General features: G+C 64.7%; 21 protein-coding genes. 9 read left to right on the forward strand and 12 right to left on the reverse strand.

Annotated elements, in window-relative coordinates; genetic code table 11:
* Positions 1–289 precede the first annotated feature (289 nt).
* Genes A5766_RS01555 through A5766_RS01570 form a run of 4 tightly spaced genes read left to right on the forward strand, consistent with a single transcriptional unit; the run spans position 290 to position 4,365 of the window.
* Positions 290–1,819, forward strand: coding sequence for an ATP-binding cassette domain-containing protein (locus A5766_RS01555; protein WP_064903125.1), 1,530 nt, complete (start codon positions 290–292; stop codon positions 1,817–1,819).
* The gene (locus tag A5766_RS01560; protein ID WP_064903127.1) at positions 1,816–2,616 is read left to right on the forward strand and encodes an ABC transporter permease; all 801 of its coding nucleotides are present in this window, start codon (positions 1,816–1,818) and stop codon (positions 2,614–2,616) included. Before A5766_RS01555 ends, A5766_RS01560 begins: the two co-directional genes overlap by 4 nt.
* Entirely contained in the window at positions 2,613–3,461 is an 849-nt protein-coding gene (locus A5766_RS01565; protein WP_064903129.1) for an ABC transporter permease, read from the forward strand. The genes A5766_RS01560 and A5766_RS01565 overlap by 4 nt, the downstream gene beginning before the upstream one ends.
* Positions 3,462–3,507: 46 nt before the next feature.
* Positions 3,508–4,365, forward strand: a complete 858-nt coding sequence (locus A5766_RS01570) for a glycosyltransferase family 2 protein (protein ID WP_064903131.1) — start codon at positions 3,508–3,510, stop codon at positions 4,363–4,365.
* Between the two features lies 1 nt (position 4,366).
* Here A5766_RS01570 and A5766_RS01575 read toward each other — a convergent pair whose 3' ends face one another.
* A complete protein-coding gene (locus tag A5766_RS01575; RefSeq protein WP_064903143.1) occupies positions 4,367–5,236 on the reverse strand; it encodes a glycosyltransferase family 2 protein in 870 nt (289 codons plus the stop codon).
* Between the two features lie 129 nt (positions 5,237–5,365).
* On the opposite strand from A5766_RS01575, the gene A5766_RS01580 reads away from it, so the two are divergent.
* Positions 5,366–5,722, forward strand: coding sequence for a GNAT family N-acetyltransferase (locus A5766_RS01580; RefSeq protein ID WP_064903133.1), 357 nt, complete (start codon positions 5,366–5,368; stop codon positions 5,720–5,722).
* A 305-nt stretch (positions 5,723–6,027) separates the two neighbouring features.
* Here the strand turns inward: A5766_RS01580 and rpsQ are convergent, their stop codons facing one another.
* The 11 genes from rpsQ to rpsJ are packed head-to-tail and all read right to left on the reverse strand — an operon-like array spanning position 6,028 to position 11,337.
* On the reverse strand, positions 6,028–6,318 hold the full coding sequence (rpsQ, locus tag A5766_RS01585) for a 30S ribosomal protein S17 (protein ID WP_005203958.1): 291 nt from the start codon (positions 6,316–6,318) through the stop codon (positions 6,028–6,030).
* The gene (rpmC, locus tag A5766_RS01590) at positions 6,315–6,548 is read right to left on the reverse strand and encodes a 50S ribosomal protein L29 (RefSeq protein WP_005203954.1); all 234 of its coding nucleotides are present in this window, start codon (positions 6,546–6,548) and stop codon (positions 6,315–6,317) included. Before rpmC ends, rpsQ begins: the two co-directional genes overlap by 4 nt.
* Positions 6,548–6,964, reverse strand: a complete 417-nt coding sequence (gene rplP / locus A5766_RS01595) for a 50S ribosomal protein L16 (protein ID WP_005203950.1) — start codon at positions 6,962–6,964, stop codon at positions 6,548–6,550. Before rplP ends, rpmC begins: the two co-directional genes overlap by 1 nt.
* 3 nt (positions 6,965–6,967) lie before the next feature.
* The gene (rpsC, locus tag A5766_RS01600) at positions 6,968–7,780 is read right to left on the reverse strand and encodes a 30S ribosomal protein S3 (protein ID WP_005170317.1); all 813 of its coding nucleotides are present in this window, start codon (positions 7,778–7,780) and stop codon (positions 6,968–6,970) included.
* 2 nt (positions 7,781–7,782) lie between these two features.
* Positions 7,783–8,193, reverse strand: coding sequence for a 50S ribosomal protein L22 (gene rplV / locus A5766_RS01605; RefSeq protein WP_005170314.1), 411 nt, complete (start codon positions 8,191–8,193; stop codon positions 7,783–7,785).
* Positions 8,193–8,474: a 30S ribosomal protein S19 gene (gene rpsS, locus A5766_RS01610; RefSeq protein WP_005203946.1), complete on the reverse strand. Its 282-nt coding sequence runs from the start codon at positions 8,472–8,474 to the stop codon at positions 8,193–8,195. The genes rplV and rpsS overlap by 1 nt, the downstream gene beginning before the upstream one ends.
* Positions 8,475–8,494: 20 nt before the next feature.
* Entirely contained in the window at positions 8,495–9,331 is an 837-nt protein-coding gene (gene rplB / locus A5766_RS01615; protein ID WP_005203943.1) for a 50S ribosomal protein L2, read from the reverse strand.
* Positions 9,332–9,360: 29 nt separating this feature from the next.
* Positions 9,361–9,666 carry a 50S ribosomal protein L23 gene (rplW, locus tag A5766_RS01620; protein WP_005203935.1) on the reverse strand — a complete coding sequence of 102 codons (306 nt, stop codon included), beginning with the start codon at positions 9,664–9,666 and terminating at the stop codon, positions 9,361–9,363.
* Positions 9,667–9,668: 2 nt separating this feature from the next.
* Positions 9,669–10,355, reverse strand: a complete 687-nt coding sequence (gene rplD / locus A5766_RS01625) for a 50S ribosomal protein L4 (RefSeq protein ID WP_064903135.1) — start codon at positions 10,353–10,355, stop codon at positions 9,669–9,671.
* Entirely contained in the window at positions 10,352–11,011 is a 660-nt protein-coding gene (rplC, locus tag A5766_RS01630) for a 50S ribosomal protein L3 (RefSeq protein ID WP_064862858.1), read from the reverse strand. The genes rplD and rplC overlap by 4 nt, the downstream gene beginning before the upstream one ends.
* A gap of 20 nt (positions 11,012–11,031) precedes the next feature.
* On the reverse strand, positions 11,032–11,337 hold the full coding sequence (rpsJ, locus tag A5766_RS01635) for a 30S ribosomal protein S10 (RefSeq protein WP_003938093.1): 306 nt from the start codon (positions 11,335–11,337) through the stop codon (positions 11,032–11,034).
* A 425-nt stretch (positions 11,338–11,762) separates the two neighbouring features.
* On the opposite strand from rpsJ, the gene A5766_RS01640 reads away from it, so the two are divergent.
* The 4 genes from A5766_RS01640 to A5766_RS01655 all read left to right on the forward strand — a co-directional run bounded on the left by A5766_RS01640 (position 11,763) and on the right by A5766_RS01655 (position 15,983).
* Positions 11,763–12,227, forward strand: a complete 465-nt coding sequence (locus A5766_RS01640) for a GNAT family N-acetyltransferase (RefSeq protein ID WP_064862857.1) — start codon at positions 11,763–11,765, stop codon at positions 12,225–12,227.
* Positions 12,228–12,393: 166 nt separating this feature from the next.
* Positions 12,394–13,173: a succinate dehydrogenase cytochrome b subunit gene (locus A5766_RS01645; protein ID WP_064862856.1), complete on the forward strand. Its 780-nt coding sequence runs from the start codon at positions 12,394–12,396 to the stop codon at positions 13,171–13,173.
* 2 nt (positions 13,174–13,175) lie between these two features.
* Positions 13,176–15,209, forward strand: coding sequence for a fumarate reductase/succinate dehydrogenase flavoprotein subunit (locus A5766_RS01650; protein ID WP_197501265.1), 2,034 nt, complete (start codon positions 13,176–13,178; stop codon positions 15,207–15,209).
* A gap of 24 nt (positions 15,210–15,233) precedes the next feature.
* Positions 15,234–15,983 carry a succinate dehydrogenase/fumarate reductase iron-sulfur subunit gene (locus A5766_RS01655; protein ID WP_064862855.1) on the forward strand — a complete coding sequence of 250 codons (750 nt, stop codon included), beginning with the start codon at positions 15,234–15,236 and terminating at the stop codon, positions 15,981–15,983.
* The last annotated feature ends 14 nt before the right edge of the window (positions 15,984–15,997 follow it).

Below are 15,997 nucleotides of genomic sequence, written 5' to 3' on the forward strand. Positions count from 1 at the left end.
GGGCGGCTTCCGTGGATCTCCTCTAGAACGTCGCTCTGCGGTTACCTGGCGTTACACGCAAGACGATTCTGAGAATTCGTGTCATCGTTCGCGAGACACACCAACCACGTGTAACACCTAACGTTCGACGGACGGTCATACAGAGGAGAACAGTTGCTCTCGGTCGGATCCCACGATTCGATCACGGCACTCTTGATCCTGAAGTCACGCGATTGCGTAGGGTCGAGAGTGCGGCGAAGCCATAACAACGCCAGTCGCCAGACGGGTGTGCACCGAAGCGAGGAGACCGATGCCAGAGCAGTCGCGCGGCCGCCACGCAGCACGCGATCCGGCGATCGCGGACAGCGGATACGTGCTGTCATCAGCGCGCGCCGCTGGTGACGGTATGTGGGCAACACGTGGCGACAGTGGGGCCGAGGGCGACACGAGAGCCAGGGGCAGCGATACGTTGGCCGAGGGTAGCGGAGCCTCACCCGGCCGCCACGCTGCCGTCGATGGCGATTCGGGGTGGCGACCTCGGGTAGCAGCGGACAGCAGCACGGCACGTCTGAACGGCACGCAGCAGCCAAATGGCGCTCAGGCTATGGATGGCACGCAGTGGGCTCAGTCGGCACACCCCCCTGTCACAACGCCTCCGACAACGCGCCCGCAGACGACGGCTGACATCGCTGTCCTCGACACCATCGGCGACGGTTGGCGCACGGCGAGCGACACCGATTGGCCGGGCCGCCCGGCGCCGACAGTGCGCACAGTAACAACGGGACCTAAACCGCCAACCGAGTCCACGCAGACCACCGGGAACCCGCACACAACGGCGTCGCCGGAGCCCACACAGGCCGCGCAGACATCAGCACACGCTGCTCCCGCCATCGAGGTGCGCAACCTCCGGAAGGTGTTCGGAGACAACGTCGCAGTCGATGACGTGAGCTTTTCGGTGCCTGCAGGCAAGGTGCTCGCGGTACTCGGGCCGAACGGCGCGGGCAAGACGACGACGGTCAACATGCTGTGCACACTTCTCAAGCCCGACGCAGGATCGGCGACCGTTGCAGGTCACGACATCACCGACAACCCAGCGGGTGTGCGCAGGGCGATCACACTCACCGGACAGTTCGCTGCGCTCGACGAGGCGCTCAGCGGTCGCGAGAACCTGGTGCTCTTCGGTCGGCTCCTCGGCCTCGGCAAGAAGCGAGCAACCGAACGCGCAGCTGAGCTCCTCGAGATGTTCGGGTTGACCGGAGCCGCCGAACGCAAGGTCCACGAGTATTCCGGAGGTATGCGACGTCGGATCGACATCGCGTGTGGCCTGGTCACGTCGCCTGAAGTCGTGTTCCTCGACGAGCCGACCACCGGACTCGACCCGCGTAGCCGACACGAGGTGTGGTCTCTCGTCTCTCGTCTACGCGAGTCGGGAGTGACGACCCTGCTCACCACGCAATATCTGGAAGAGGCCGATGTACTCAGCGACAGCATCGTCGTCATCGATCACGGTCGGGTCATCGCCGAGGGCACATCGGACGAGCTGAAGTCGCAGACCGGCGGAACGGTCTGTGAAGTGACCCCGACCTTCGCCGAGGACATCCCGCGGTTGACCGAGTTGCTCTCCGATCTCATCCGTAGGTCGAAGGACTCCACTCAGACCAGCGAGGACGAAACCGACTCGATTGCGGTGCCCGCGCCCGACGGGACCCAGACTCTCGTCGAAGTGGTCCGTCGATGCACGGAGGCCAAGATCGAGCTCTCTGATGTGGTCATGCGCAAGCCCTCTCTCGACGAGGTCTTCCTGGACCTGACCGCACCATCCCAGGACGCGGACGCGTGACCGCGGTCGAGCCGGGACTCGGAGCAGTCGTCGCGGCGTCGCCACGGGCCGTCGAGCAATGGTGGGCGCTGACGTCTAGGGGCCTCATGCGCGTCATACGCACAGGTGAGATCGCGTTCTCCCTGATCGCACCAGCACTATTCGCGCTGTGCTTCTATCTGCCGCTGCGCACGATCATGAACCAATACCCGGGCATGAACTACGCGCAGTACCTCATGCCGATCATCGCACTACAGTCCATGGGTTTCGCCGCCACTTCCGCGGCGATGCGATCGGCCACCGACACCGATGCAGGCATCAACCGCCGCTTCCGTGCGATGCCGATTCCGTCGGCGATTCCGGTGCTGGCGCGGACGTCGACGAACGTCGTTCTACTCGTTGTGGCACTGATGTGTGCGTGCGTAGCAAGTCTGATGATCGGCTGGCGCCCCGTCGACGGCGGTCAAGGCGTCGGGCTGGTCGTTCTGTCACTCGCGATCGGTTTGTTGTTCGTACTCCTGGCCGACGCGATCGGCGCGGTGGCGCCGAGCCCCGAGGCAACCAGTCAGATCCTGGGCCTGCCCCTGCTGATCTTCGGGATGCTCTCCACCGGCTTTGTGCCCGAGACGCAGTTTCCCGAGTGGATACGCCCATTCGTTCGTAATCAGCCGTTCTCCCAGCTGACCGGCGCCATGCGCAGCCTCAACGATGGAACGGCCACCTGGCACACGTTGTATCCGGCATTCGCGTGGATGGCGGGTTTCGCCGTCCTGTGTGTGCTGCTGTATCAACTCGCCAGACGAAAGCTCGGACGATGACCGCTGCCGAAGCGGTCACCGCAACCACCTTCGTCGGGCCTACCGTGCACGCCGAAGACTCAGAGCGGTCGGTGCACGCGTTTCTCGACCAGACCCGCGCACTCACCGGCCGCCAGTTGTCGGTGTGGTTTCGCGATCGCTCGACGATGCTCCAGAGCCTCATCGTGCCGGTCATCAGTATGGTGATGTTCAAGGTCGTCCTCGGTGACGCGGTCGGCAACGCGACGGGCCAGGACAGCGCGTTCGGCACCGTCCCGCTGGTGATCCTATTGGGTGCGATGTTCGGTTCCATGGCGGCGGGTGTGCGCCTGAATCTCGAGTCGGGCACTGGCCTGCTCGCCCGGCTCTATGTACTACCGATCCACCGCAGCGCCGACCTCGCCGCGCGGGTATGCGCGGAGTTGACCCGCATCCTGATGACCACACTGATCTTGCTGGCAGCGGGTTATCTGATCGGCTTCCGCTTGAATCAGGGTGCACTCCCCGCGATAGGCATCGTGATGATCGCGCTCGTCTACGGGATCGCATTTTCGACGATGGTCCTCGCACTGGCCGTCAACTCCCCCGCCAAAGCCCCACTGGTACCGCTGCTTTCGCTGATTTCGACGTTGCTCATGTTCTTCAACTCCGGCTTCGCCCCGGCAGACACCTACCCCGGCTGGCTTCAGCCGATCGTCAACAACCAGCCGATGTCGCCCGCAATCGAGGTGATGCGGGCGCTCGCGGCGGGCGGCCCCATCACCGAGAACCTGATCAAGACGCTCGCCTGGGCCGCGGTGATGATCGGGGTATTCCTTCTTCCCGCGATTCGCGGGTATCGAAAGGCCGCGACCCGCCGTGGGTGACGTTCGTTAGCTTCCGGTAGCTAGGCACCGAGAGAAAGGAGCAACTGTGACAATCTCGCTGGTCATCCCGGCATACAACGAAGAGGCCACCATCGCCGCCTGTCTGGATAGCGCGGTCGCACAGCAACCAGCGTTCGACGAGATACTCGTCGTCGACAATTCGTCGACAGACAGCACAGTAGCCATCGTCGGCGAGTATGTGGCCGCCGATCACCGCATACGACTCATCGTCGAACCGCGTCAGGGCGTCGCGTTCGCAAGAGCCACCGGGTTCGATGCGGCCCGCGGCGACATCATCGCTCGAATCGACGCCGACACACGTATGGCCCCGGGATGGTCGGAAGCAGTGCTCGACTCTCTGCGCAATGGCACGTGGGCCGCGGTTACCGGCGTGCTCATGTTCTACGACGCACCGCTGCAGGGCGCATTGACGGCCGCATATCTGTGGAGCATGAGAATCCAGGGCAAGGGCGACGGCGGTGAACTACCCGCTGTGGTCGGAGCAAGCATGGCCATCCGTGCAACCGCTTGGGCCACCGTCCGCGAGTGGGTTACGCATCACGACCTGCCTGGTACACACGAAGACCAGGTGCTTAGTAATGCATTGCGGCGCCAAGACATCCCGATGTACTACAACCCCGACATGCGTGCCCTGACGTCGCCGCGACGGGTGCTGATCGCTCCAACGGGAAACGTCAGCCTTCTCGTTGCGGGTATCAAGACGGCGATCGACGATCGTGACTTCGGCGACGCCGCGGTGCGCGTGGTCGCCGCCCCATTCAATCTTGCCTTCTTCACGCTCCTGTGGCTCGTCGTACGGCCGTGGGACCCCGCGTCAGGAACGTGGTCCCTCGCAAGGTTCTTCGCGCCCGTCGAGCAGCGCGGCTCGGCCATCACCCGATAGTTCAGCGGCCCGAGGTGATGAGCTTACGTTCGCGCTTCATCTTCTTCAGTAGCCGATGTGGGCGCCAATTCTTCTGATCGTCGTCCCACGGCCTGAAGATGAGCCACATTCCCGTGAACGTCACTATCCGAAATGGCAACTCCGCACACATCATCGCAACAACCTTTCGATCGCCGCGCGCGGCAGCTGTTCGGATCCCGGCCAGGATGTACTGTCTGTTCTCCCAGGGAGAATGGCGGAACTGGCGCATCGACGTATCGACGATCATGGCAGGTAGAAAATAGCGCTTGAGCTGTCGCTCACGCAGCGCCAGCCCCAAGTCGAGGTCATCCCAGATGTCAGCTCTGTCGGACAACGAGTCCTTCACTGCGTGCCAGGCATCCGACCTCAACGCGAAGTTCGCTCCAGCGATCGACTCGATGTCACCGCCGTCTTTCAGCTTGCCTCCCATTGCACCGAGCGCGAGCTTGTGCATGCGGTCGTACGCCGGACCGTCGGACGCGAGGATCAGTCCCGTCACAGCCGCGTAGTCGGCCCCTTGGCGGCTATCGAGAAAGCTCACGATTTGATCTGCCCACTCGGGTTTCGCCAGGGTGTCGGCGTCCGTCCTGGCGATGATGTCCGACGACGCGGCATCGAAACCACATCTGCGCGCCGCGACGATACCCTTCGTCGGCTCGTGAACCAGCCTCACACGGCTTCCGTACTCGGCGATGTACTCGCTGACCACATCGGCGGTGCGATCGGTCGACGCATTGTCGACGATGATGATCTCGTCGATAGGCCGTGTCTGATTGAGCAAATGGTCGAGACAGTCCCCGATCGAGCCCTCCTCATTGAAAGCAGGAACTACGACGGACAGTGTGCTCATGCAGGTCTCCATCCAATGGCGGTCACAGTCCCCCGGCCATTCTCCACACTAGTGCGCCAATGCGTCGCCGCCGCCCGGCAAACACGCAGGTGACTGTAAGCGGAGAAACGACCGCCTACCCTCGGACCCATGACAATCGACAAAACCGGAGCCGAAACCAACGTCACCCACCTCGCCGACGAGAACCGCTACCAGATCAGCGTCGACGGCAGGGTCGCAGGACTGACCGCCTACCGGGATCGTGATCATGACGGCACCGCCGAGCGCGTTTTCTACCACACCGAAGTCGGCCCGGATTTCGGCGGACGCGGCCTAGCCACGATCGTCATTCAGGAAGCCCTCGACGACTCGATCGCCGCGGGCAAGCTGATCGTCCCCGTCTGCCCAATGGTTCGACACTTCTTGTCCGAGCATGCCGACTACGCGGAGAAGTCCCGCAAGGTCACGCCCGACGACATCAACTGGATTCAGTCGGTGACCACGTAGGCGCAATCGGGTCCAAAGTCCCTGGTCTGGCGCTGACCATCGTTCTTATCGTTGAAGTGTGAGCGGGGGTGGACGACCGCTCACCGCGACGGTCGAGTTGCTCACCGGCCACCTCTCCGGGTGAGTAGCAGCGCACCGATCACCGACCCGCCTGACCATGTCGTCAGGCGGGTCGAGTCGTATCTGCAGCAGGCGCACAATCTTGCACCTACCGCCAGAACAACACCGCGACAAAACAACGGCAATGGCCCGCCCCCGAAAAGGGACGGGCCATTGCCGACTGTGAAGTTGTATGGAGACGGCTCTTACTTTGCCTTCTCCAGCACCTCGACGAGACGCCAGTGCTTGGTCGCGGACAGCGGGCGGGTCTCCATGATCCGCACGCGGTCGCCGACGCCGGCATCGCCCTTCTCGTCGTGGGCCTTGACCTTGCTCGTGGTCCGGATGATCTTGCCGTACAGCGCGTGACGCTTACGATCTTCCAGCTCGACCACGATGGTCTTCTGCATCTTGTCGCTGACGACGTAACCGATGCGCTCCTTGCGACGGTTCCGCTCAGCGGTGTTGGTTTCGGTCACCTTCTGGTCCTCACTCATGCGTCATCACCATCCGGTCCCGACGCCAAACCAAGCTCACGCTCGCGCATCACGGTGTAGATGCGTGCGATCTCGCGACGCACGGTCCGCAGACGACGATTGTTGTCGAGCTGGCCGGTAGCCATCTGGAACCGAAGGTTGAAGAGCTCTTCCTTCGACTCTTTGAGCCGGTCGACCAGATCGGTGTCGCTGAGATCACGAAGCTCAGCTGCTGCAACTCCGAGTGCCATCAGAACTGCTCCTCTCTGGTCACGATCCGGGTCTTGATGGGCAGCTTGTGCTGCGCGCGGCGCAGGGCCTCGCGAGCGGTCTGCTCATCGGGGTAGGTCATTTCGAACAGCACGCGACCCGGCTTGACCGGGGCAACCCACCACTCGGGCGAACCCTTACCGGAACCCATGCGGGTCTCGGCAGGCTTCTTGGTCAGCGGGCGGTCGGGGAAGATGTTGATCCACACCTTGCCGCCACGCTTGATGTGCCGGTTGATGGCGATACGAGCGGACTCGATCTGACGGTTGGTGATGTAGGCGCTCTCCAGAGCCTGGATGCCGAAGTCACCGAACGTCACCTTGGTGCCGCCCTTGGCCTGGCCCTTGAGGCTCGGGTGATGCTGCTTGCGGTGCTTGACCCGACGAGGGATCAACATGCCTCAGCCCTCCTGCTTTTCTGCTCCGGCGCCGGCGCCAGCAGTTGCCTCGGCAGGAGCCTCCGCTGCCCGACCTGCGTCGGTGCTGGTGGCGGTGGTGCCAGAGGCACCGCTGCGGCGAGGACGGCTGGGACGACGCGGACGACGATCCTCGGCTGCCGGCGCGGCTGCGGACAGCTCACGCTTGCCACCGACGATGTCACCCTTGTAGATCCAGACCTTCACACCGATGCGGCCGAAGGTCGTCTTGGCTTCGTAGAGTCCGTAGTCGATGTCGGCGCGCAGCGTATGCAGCGGCACGCGACCTTCGCGGTAGAACTCACTGCGGCTCATTTCTGCACCGCCGAGGCGACCCGAGCACTGGACTCGGATGCCCTTCACGTTCGGCTGACGCATCGCCGACTGGATCGCCTTGCGCATCGCACGACGGAACGCCACGCGGTTGCTCAGCTGCTCCGCAACGCCCTGCGCCACGAGCTGGGCCTCCGACTCCGGGTTCTTGACCTCGAGGATGTTCAGCTGGACCTGCTTACCGGTCAGCTTCTCCAGGTCGCCACGGATGCGGTCGGCCTCGGCGCCACGGCGGCCGATGACGATGCCGGGACGAGCGGTGTGGATGTCGACGCGGACGCGGTCACGCGTGCGCTCGATCTCCACCTTGGCGATGCCTGCGCGCTCGAGCCCCGTCGAGAGGAGCTTGCGGATGGCGACATCTTCCTTCACGTACTCCGCGTACTGCTTGTCGGCGTACCACCGTGAACTCCAGTCGGTGGTGATGCCCAGACGGAAGCCGTGCGGGTTGATTTTCTGGCCCACTGTCAGGCTCCCTTCTTCTTCGGCTGACGCGACCGGCCGCGTGCGGACGATGCCTTCTCGGGAAGACTCTCGACCACAACAGTGATGTGGCTGGTGCGCTTGCGGATACGGAACGCGCGGCCCTGTGCGCGCGGCTGGAACCGCTTGAGCGTGGGGCCCTCGTCGGCGAATGCGGTGGCGACAACGAGCGTCCGGCGATCCAGATCCAGGTTGTTCTCCGCGTTCGCGACAGCGCTGGCGAGAACCTTGTAGACGGGCTCCGACGCCGACTGCGGTGCGAACCGCAGGATGTCGAGCGCCTCGTCGACGTTCTTGCCGCGGACCAGGTCGAGTACACGACGGGCCTTCATCGGCGTCACGCGAACGAACTTGGCCGTGGCCTTCGCGGTGGGATTATCGGTCTGCGTAGTCATTACCGGCGCTTCGCTTTCCGGTCATCCTTGATGTGACCCTTGAAGGTACGGGTGGGGGCGAACTCGCCCAGCTTGTGCCCGACCATGTTGTCCGAGACGAACACCGGGACGTGCTTGCGACCGTCGTGGACGGCGAAGGTGTGACCGATGAAGTCGGGGATGATGGTCGAACGACGCGACCAGGTCTTGATGACCTGCTTGGTGCCTTTTTCGTTCTGCGTGTCCACCTTGGCAAGCAGGTGGTCGTCGACGAACGGGCCCTTCTTGAGGCTGCGTGGCATTCTCTAACTCCCTCCTGTGCTTATCGCTTGTTCTTGCCGGTGCGACGGCGCCGGACGATCAGCTTGTCGCTGGCCTTGTTCTTACGGGTACGGCCCTCAGGCTGTCCCCACGGGCTGACCGGGTGGCGACCACCGGAGGTCTTGCCCTCGCCGCCACCGTGCGGGTGGTCGACCGGGTTCATCACGACACCACGGACGGTCGGGCGCTTGCCCTTCCACCGCATACGGCCGGCCTTACCCCAGTTGATGTTCGACTGCTCGGCGTTGCCGACCTCGCCGACGGTTGCGCGGCAGCGCACGTCGACGCGACGGATCTCGCCCGACGGCATACGGAGGGTCGCGTACGCGCCTTCCTTACCGAGGAGCTGGATCGAAGCGCCCGCGCTGCGAGCCATCTTCGCTCCGCCACCCGGACGCAGCTCAACAGCGTGCACCTGGGTACCGGTCGGGATGTTGCGCAGCGGCAGGTTGTTGCCGGGCTTGATGTCGGCGGCGGGACCGCTCTCCACCACGTCGCCCTGGGACAGACCCTTGGGCGCGATGATGTAGCGCTTCTCGCCGTCCACGAAGTGGAGCAGCGCGATGCGGGCGGTGCGGTTCGGGTCGTACTCGATGTGAGCGACCTTGGCGTTGACGCCGTCCTTGTCGTTACGACGGAAGTCGATCAAGCGGTATGCGCGCTTGTGACCGCCGCCCTTGTGCCGGGTGGTGATCCGGCCGTGTGCGTTACGTCCACCGCGACCGTGCAGCGGACGAACCAGCGACTTCTCGGGGTGGTCGCGAGTGATCTCGGCGAAATCAGCGCCGGACGATCCGCGACGACCCGGGGTCGTCGGCTTGTACTTACGAATAGCCATGAGTTCTCAGTCCTTCTCTGAAGTCCCGGTCAGCCGACCGGTCCTCCGAAGATCTCGATGGGCTTGCTGTCTGCGGTCAACGTGACGATCGCGCGCTTGGTGGACTTGCGCTGGCCGTAGCCTGCGCGGGTGCGCTTGCGCTTGCCCTGGCGGTTCGCGGTGTTGACGCTTGTGACGGTCACATCGAAGATCTGCTCGACGGCGATCTTGATCTGCGTCTTGTTCGAGTCCGGGTGAACCAGGAAGGTGTAGACGTTGTCCTCGATGAGTCCGTACGACTTCTCCGAGATCACCGGCGCCAGGATGATGTCACGCGGGTCAGCCTGCGTAGCCATGCTCAGGCCTCCTCTGTCTCATTGGCGACGGACTTGGCCGTCGACGTGTTCTGTGCGATGAACGCGTTGAGCGTCTCGACGCTGAACACCAGTTCGTCCGACTCGAGGACGTCGTAGGTGTTGAGCTGATCGGGAGCGATCGGCAGCACGTTCTTCAGGTTCGCAACGCTCTTCCACGCGGTCAGGTCTTCGCGGCCGAGCACGACGAGGAACTTACGTCGGGTGCTCAGTGCCTCCAAGAACTGCCGAGCGCTCTTGGTCGACGGCGCCTGGCCTGCGACGAGCTCGGTGATGACGTGGATGCGCTCGTTGCGAGCACGGTCACTCAGCGCGCCGCGCAGGGCGGCTGCCTTCATCTTCTTGGGGGTGCGCTGGCTGTAGTCGCGCGGCTGCGGGCCGTGCACGGTGCCACCACCGGTGAACTGCGGTGCGCGGGTCGAACCCTGGCGGGCGCGACCGGTGCCCTTCTGGCGGTACGGCTTGGCGCCGCCACCGCTGACCTGTCCACGGGTCTTGGTTGCGTGTGTGCCCTGGCGAGCGGCGGCCTGCTGGGCCACCACGACCTGGTGCATCAGTGCGATGTTCGCGGGTGCGTCGAAGATCTCGGCGGGCAGATCAACGGTTCCGTTGGTCTTGCCGTCGGCGGTCTTGACGTCCAGCGTCAGTTTCGTTGTGGTTTCGGTGCTCACTTGTTCGCACCACCCTTCACAGCGTCACGGACGACCACGATTCCGCCCTTACGGCCGGGGATGGCGCCCTTGATCAACAGCAGACCGGCCTCGGCGTCCACCTTGTGGACGGTGAGGTTCTGCGTGGTCACGGTGTCGTTACCCATGCGACCGGCCATCCGCATGCCCTTGAAGACACGACCCGGGGTGGCGCAGCCACCGATCGAGCCGGGGGCACGGTGCACGCGGTGCGCGCCGTGGCTGGCACCAAGGCCGGAGAAGCCGTGGCGCTTCATCGCGCCGGCAAATCCCTTGCCCTTGGAGGTGCCGGTGACATCCACCAGCGCACCGTCGGCGAAGATCTCGGCGGTCAGTTCCTGACCGACCTCGAACTCGCTGGTGTCGGCGACGCGGATCTCGGCCAGGTGGCGACGCGGCGTGACGCCTGCCTTCGCGAACTGGCCTGCGACCGGCTTGGTCACCTTGCGGGGATCGATCGCACCGTAGGCAAGCTGCACGGCGGTGTAGCCGTCACGCTCGGCGTTACGGAGCTGGGTGATGACGTTCGGGCCTGCCTGAATGACAGTGACCGGAACGACACGGTTGTTCTCGTCGAAAACCTGGGTCATGCCGAGCTTGGTGCCCAGAATGCCCTTGGTCGCGCTCTGATTACTCATGATTTCTCTTCGCCCCCGCCCTACTGGATGTTGACGTCGACACTGGCCGGAAGGTCGATGCGCATGAGCGCGTCGACGGTCTTCGGCGTCGGGTCGAGGATGTCGATGAGTCGCTTGTGAGTACGCATCTCGAAGTGCTCGCGGCTGTCCTTGTACTTATGCGGCGAGCGGATGACGCAGTACACGTTCTTTTCGGTGGGCAACGGCACCGGGCCGACGACGCGTGCACCCGTACGGGTCACGGTCTCCACGATCTTGCGCGCCGAAGCGTCGATCGCCTCGTGGTCGTAGGCCTTGAGCCTGATGCGGATCTTTTGTCCCGCCACGCTGTGTCCTCTTCCGTCAGTTGTTCTCGACAGACAAACACCGCGCACCTGGGGCCGACACCGGCCGGCGGGCACATAGATCTCCGCGTGAGTCGGGGATCGACGCTGTTCATCTGTCGTTGTACGTTGGCTCGTCGCTGGTACGAGCCGGTGTGCTCCGGCACCCGCGGTCGGGCGTGTCGTGTCCGTGAACCGGATTCGGCGCACGCGTTACACGCCCTTGGTCCCGAACTCGGGGGCCTTGGGAGTCATTCACCCGATCGGGGCCGCGGTGAAACCACGTCCGCCGGTCAAGGCAACCCGACAAGTATGCACCAGGTCGGGGCCTCGATTCAAATCCAGGTCGGGGCCAGCGGATTGTCTCACTGAGAACATGCGACGATACCCATCTACTTCCCTACTTCTCACCGACCGATTGGGAAACCGTGGACATCAGGCTCGACGACCCGACCGCCCCCTACGTCGCCGACCTTCTCGAGCATCATCTCCGTGAGCTGCGGTCGGTGATGTCGGAGTACGCCTTCGCCCTCGACGCCTCCGGCCTGTCGGCTCCTGGCGTCAGCTTCTGGACAACATGGACCGGCGAACCGGACGACCGACAACTCGCAGGATTCGTCGCCCTCAAAGAGCTGGACTCGACGCACGGCGAGGTGAAATCGATGCGCGCCGCTCCAACGGCACGCGGTACCGGCGTCGGCCGCGCGCTGCTGACTCATGTCATCGACGAGGCCCGTCGACGCGGGTACCGGCGGGTGAGTCTGGAAACCGGCACAGCGGAGCTGCACATTCCGGCGATCTCGCTGTACCGCAGTGCCGGGTTCGTGTCGTGCCCGCCGTTCGCCGACTACCAGGAGAGTCCGCACAACCAGTTCATGACGCTCTTGCTATAGCCAGTCCGTGCTCACCCAGCTCGATCCGCCGGCGGTGTGACATTTCCGAATCAATCGAGTCGGAATGTCGCCACGGGCGGTCCGAATCCGCGACACATGATTAGCGTGGACGCAGGGACATCCACATCCGGCCCGCCCAGCCCTCGGGTCGATGACAGGTCCGCACATGAGTACGGTCATCCCCCCGCGCGCCGACAAACCCCCACACTCTGGCAAAGCCGTCGGAACGCCACGCGCCGTCACGCCCATGCCGACGTCGAAACGTCCGCGTCCGAGCAACGTCACCCTCAAGGTGACCATGGCGCTGACCGGCACGGTGTTCGCACTGTTCGTGCTGGTTCACATGATCGGCAATCTGAAGGTCTACACCGGCCCCGGCCACTTCGACGACTACGCGCACTGGCTGCGCACCCTGCTCGAACCCCTTCTCCCCTACGAGGGGATGTTGTGGATCTTCCGCGCGGTCCTCGCGCTCTGCCTGGTACTGCACGTCGGAGCGTCGTTCATTCTGATCGGGCGCTCCCACAAGGCCAAGGGCCGCTTCCGGCGGAAGGGCATGAGCATCAAACGACTCCCCGCGACACTGATGCCCTACACGGGGCTGGTCCTACTGATCTTCATCGTCTTCCACATCCTCGACCTGACGACCGGGACCCGACCTGCGGCCAGCGACCACTTCGTGTCGACCACCGAGACCAGCTCGCACGCCTATCACAATCTCGTCGAGAGTCTGCAGCGCTGGCCGGTGGCCGCGTTTTACATCCTGGTGATGGTGCTCCTCGGCACGCATCTCGTGCACGGCCTGTGGAGCGTCGTCAACGACCTCGGCGCAACCGGGCACCGCACTCGACGCCTCGGCGCTCTCGTCGCGCTCGTCGTCGCGGCCGCGGTGATGATCGGCAACATCTCGATTCCCATCGCCGTTCTGGCGGGATTGGTGAGCTGACGATGACGCACACCGCACCCGACGCCGCGACGTCTGATCTCAGGGCCGACCGCGACGACCGTCGCCTGATCGGCACCGACGACCGTCGCGTGATCGGCACCGACGACCGTCGCCGCATCGGCACCGACCTGACCGGCGGAGTCCCCGACGGCGACCCGGCAACCGCGTGGCAGCGTCGACGCGACGCCTACAAGCTCGTCGGCCCGCTCAATCGGCGCAAGTTCACCGTGATCGTGGTGGGTACCGGCCTGGCCGGAGCCGGATGTGCCGCCGCTCTGGGCGAACTCGGCTACAACGTGTCGTCGTTCACCTTCCACGACGCCCCGCGGCGAGCCCACAGCGTTGCCGCGCAGGGCGGCATCAATGCCGCACGCGCACGCAAGGTCGACAACGACTCAGTGCACCGATTCGTCGTCGATACCGTCAAGGGTGGCGATTTCCGCGGCCGTGAGGCCGATGCCTTCCGCCTCGCGGAGGAGTCGGTGCGGGTCATCGATCACCTCAACGCCATCGGCGCACCCTTCGCCCGCGAGTACGGCGGATCGTTGGCCACCCGCAGCTTCGGCGGGGTGCAGGTGTCGCGCACCTACTACACGCGCGGCCAGACCGGCCAGCAGTTGCAGGTCGCGGCGTCGCAGGCGTTGCTCCGCCAGGTCGCGGCGGGCACCGTCACCCTTCACACCCGCCAGGAGATGCTCGATCTGATCGTGGCAGACGGCCGCGCACAGGGCATCGTCGTCCGCGACCTGGTGACCGGCGAGATCACCGCGCAGACCGCGCACGCCGTCGTGCTCGCGACCGGCGGGTACGGCACCGTCTACTTCCAGTCGACGCTGGCGCGCAACTGCAACGCGACGGCGTCGTGGCGGGCCCATCGTCGCGGTGCGCTGCTGGCATCGCCGTCGTTCATCCAGTTCCACCCGACCGCGCTGCCGGTCAGTGCCGAGTGGCAGTCCAAGACGACGCTCATGAGCGAGTCGCTACGCAACGACGGCCGCATCTGGGTTCCGAAGAAGGAGCACGACGACCGCGCTCCCGGTGACATTCCCGACGCCGAGCGCGACTACTACCTCGAACGCCGCTACCCCGCCTACGGCAACCTCACCCCGCGCGACGTCGCGTCGCGGGCGGCCGTGACCGAGATCAACAGCGGGCACGGGGTGGGGCCGCTGCACAACAGCGTCTACCTCGACTTCGCCGACGCCCTTGCGCGCCTTGGCAAATCGACCATCTCCGAGCGCTACGGCAATCTCTTCTCGATGTACCGCGACGCCACCGGCGAAGACCCCTACGAAGTCCCGATGCGTATCGCGCCCGCGGCTCACTTCACCATGGGCGGACTCTGGTCGGACTTCGACCAGATGTCGTCGATCCCAGGCCTTTTCGTCGGCGGAGAGGTGGGATGGGGCTATCACGGCGCCAACCGCCTCGGCGCCAACTCGCTGCTGTCGGCATGCGTCGACGGCTGGTTCACTCTCCCCTACTCCGTGCCGAATTACCTTGCGCCACTGCTCGGACAGGAACCGCTGCCACTCGATCACGAGGCTGTGCAGCACGCGGTCACATCGGTGCGTGATCGGATATCCCGGCTGATCGCGGTCGACGGAACCACCGGCCCGGATCGCTTCCACCGCAGGCTCGGCGAGATCCTCTATCGCGGCTGCGGCGTCATGCGCAGCGCCGACTCGTTGACGACGGCCATCGCCGAGATCCGCGAGCTGCGCGACGAATTCTGGTCCGACGTACGGGTTGTCGGCAGCGGCGCGCAGTTCAATCAGGAACTCGAACGGGCGGGCCGCGTCGCCGATTTCATGGAACTCGCCGAACTGATGTGCCTCGACGCGCTCGATCGCGACGAGTCGTGCGGCGCGCACTTCCGCGTCGAACACCAGACCGCGCAGGGTGAGGCGCTACGCGACGACGAGCATTGGACCTTCGCCTCCGCGTGGGAGACCACGCCAACCGGGGAGCAGATCCGCCACCGCGAACCACTCGAGTTCAGCGCGGTGCCATTGCAGACACGAAACTACAAGTGAGACTTGATCAGTGAGGATGCCGGCATGAGAATCACCATCGAAGCCTGGCGGCAGGCCGACGCCGACGACGACGGACGCTTCGAGAGCTACGTGGTCGACGACGCGACGGCCGAGATGTCGCTGCTCGACGTCCTCGACCGCCTCAACGATCATCTCGTCGACGCGGGCGAGCAACCCATCGCCTTCGACTCCGACTGCCGCGAGGGTGTGTGCGGCGCATGCGGAATGATGGTGAACGGCCGCCCACATGGCCCGACACCCAACACGCCGTCGTGTCGGCAACACCTCCGACACTTCGACGGCGCGACGCACCTGCGCCTGGAACCGTTGCGCGCGAGCAGTTTTCCGGTCATCCGCGACCTCGTCGTCGACCGGTCCGCACTCGACAGGGTGATCGAGGCGGGCGGGCACGTCGCGGTTGCGGCGGGTCAGGCCCCCGATGCCGACGCCGAACTCGTCGACCACAACACCAGCGAGAAGGCCCTCGACTACGCGGCCTGCATCGGCTGCGGCGCATGTGTTGCCGCCTGCCCCAACGGTGCCGCACATCTGTTCGCGGGCGCCAAACTGCTCCATCTGGCCGCACTGACCCAGAGCAAACAGGAGCGTGGCAGGCGGGCGCACGCGATCACCGGGCAGATGGAACAGGACTTCGGCCCGTGCTCCACCTACGGGGAGTGTGCCGACGTCTGCCCGGCCGGGATTCCGCTCGACGCCGTCGCCGGGGTCAACCGCGAGGCGTTGCGATTCGGATTGCGCCGCAAGGCGAATTGAGTGTCACCAGATCC

Origin of the sequence: Gordonia sp. 852002-51296_SCH5728562-b (assembly GCF_001665475.1) — a bacterium.
Taxonomy (GTDB): Bacteria; Actinomycetota; Actinomycetes; order Mycobacteriales; family Mycobacteriaceae; genus Gordonia; species Gordonia sputi.

What these genes read in the sequence shown, in the direction of transcription:
- rplC (WP_064862858.1), bottom strand. Translation starts at nt 11,011, where the DNA reads ATGAGTAATCAGAGCGCGACCAAGGGCATTCTGGGCACCAAGCTCGGC.
- rpsQ (WP_005203958.1), bottom strand. Translation starts at nt 6,318, where the DNA reads ATGAGTGAGGACCAGAAGGTGACCGAAACCAACACCGCTGAGCGGAAC.
- rpsS (WP_005203946.1), bottom strand. Translation starts at nt 8,474, where the DNA reads ATGCCACGCAGCCTCAAGAAGGGCCCGTTCGTCGACGACCACCTGCTT.
- A5766_RS01645 (WP_064862856.1), top strand. Translation starts at nt 12,394, where the DNA reads ATGAGTACGGTCATCCCCCCGCGCGCCGACAAACCCCCACACTCTGGC.
- A5766_RS01575 (WP_064903143.1), bottom strand. Translation starts at nt 5,236, where the DNA reads ATGAGCACACTGTCCGTCGTAGTTCCTGCTTTCAATGAGGAGGGCTCG.
- A5766_RS01580 (WP_064903133.1), top strand. Translation starts at nt 5,366, where the DNA reads ATGACAATCGACAAAACCGGAGCCGAAACCAACGTCACCCACCTCGCC.
- A5766_RS01555 (WP_064903125.1), top strand. Translation starts at nt 290, where the DNA reads ATGCCAGAGCAGTCGCGCGGCCGCCACGCAGCACGCGATCCGGCGATC.
- rplV (WP_005170314.1), bottom strand. Translation starts at nt 8,193, where the DNA reads ATGACTACGCAGACCGATAATCCCACCGCGAAGGCCACGGCCAAGTTC.
- A5766_RS01650 (WP_197501265.1), top strand. Translation starts at nt 13,176, where the DNA reads ATGACGCACACCGCACCCGACGCCGCGACGTCTGATCTCAGGGCCGAC.
- rplW (WP_005203935.1), bottom strand. Translation starts at nt 9,666, where the DNA reads ATGGCTACGCAGGCTGACCCGCGTGACATCATCCTGGCGCCGGTGATC.
- rplB (WP_005203943.1), bottom strand. Translation starts at nt 9,331, where the DNA reads ATGGCTATTCGTAAGTACAAGCCGACGACCCCGGGTCGTCGCGGATCG.
- rpmC (WP_005203954.1), bottom strand. Translation starts at nt 6,548, where the DNA reads ATGGCACTCGGAGTTGCAGCAGCTGAGCTTCGTGATCTCAGCGACACC.
- A5766_RS01655 (WP_064862855.1), top strand. Translation starts at nt 15,234, where the DNA reads ATGAGAATCACCATCGAAGCCTGGCGGCAGGCCGACGCCGACGACGAC.
- rplP (WP_005203950.1), bottom strand. Translation starts at nt 6,964, where the DNA reads ATGTTGATCCCTCGTCGGGTCAAGCACCGCAAGCAGCATCACCCGAGC.
- A5766_RS01565 (WP_064903129.1), top strand. Translation starts at nt 2,613, where the DNA reads ATGACCGCTGCCGAAGCGGTCACCGCAACCACCTTCGTCGGGCCTACC.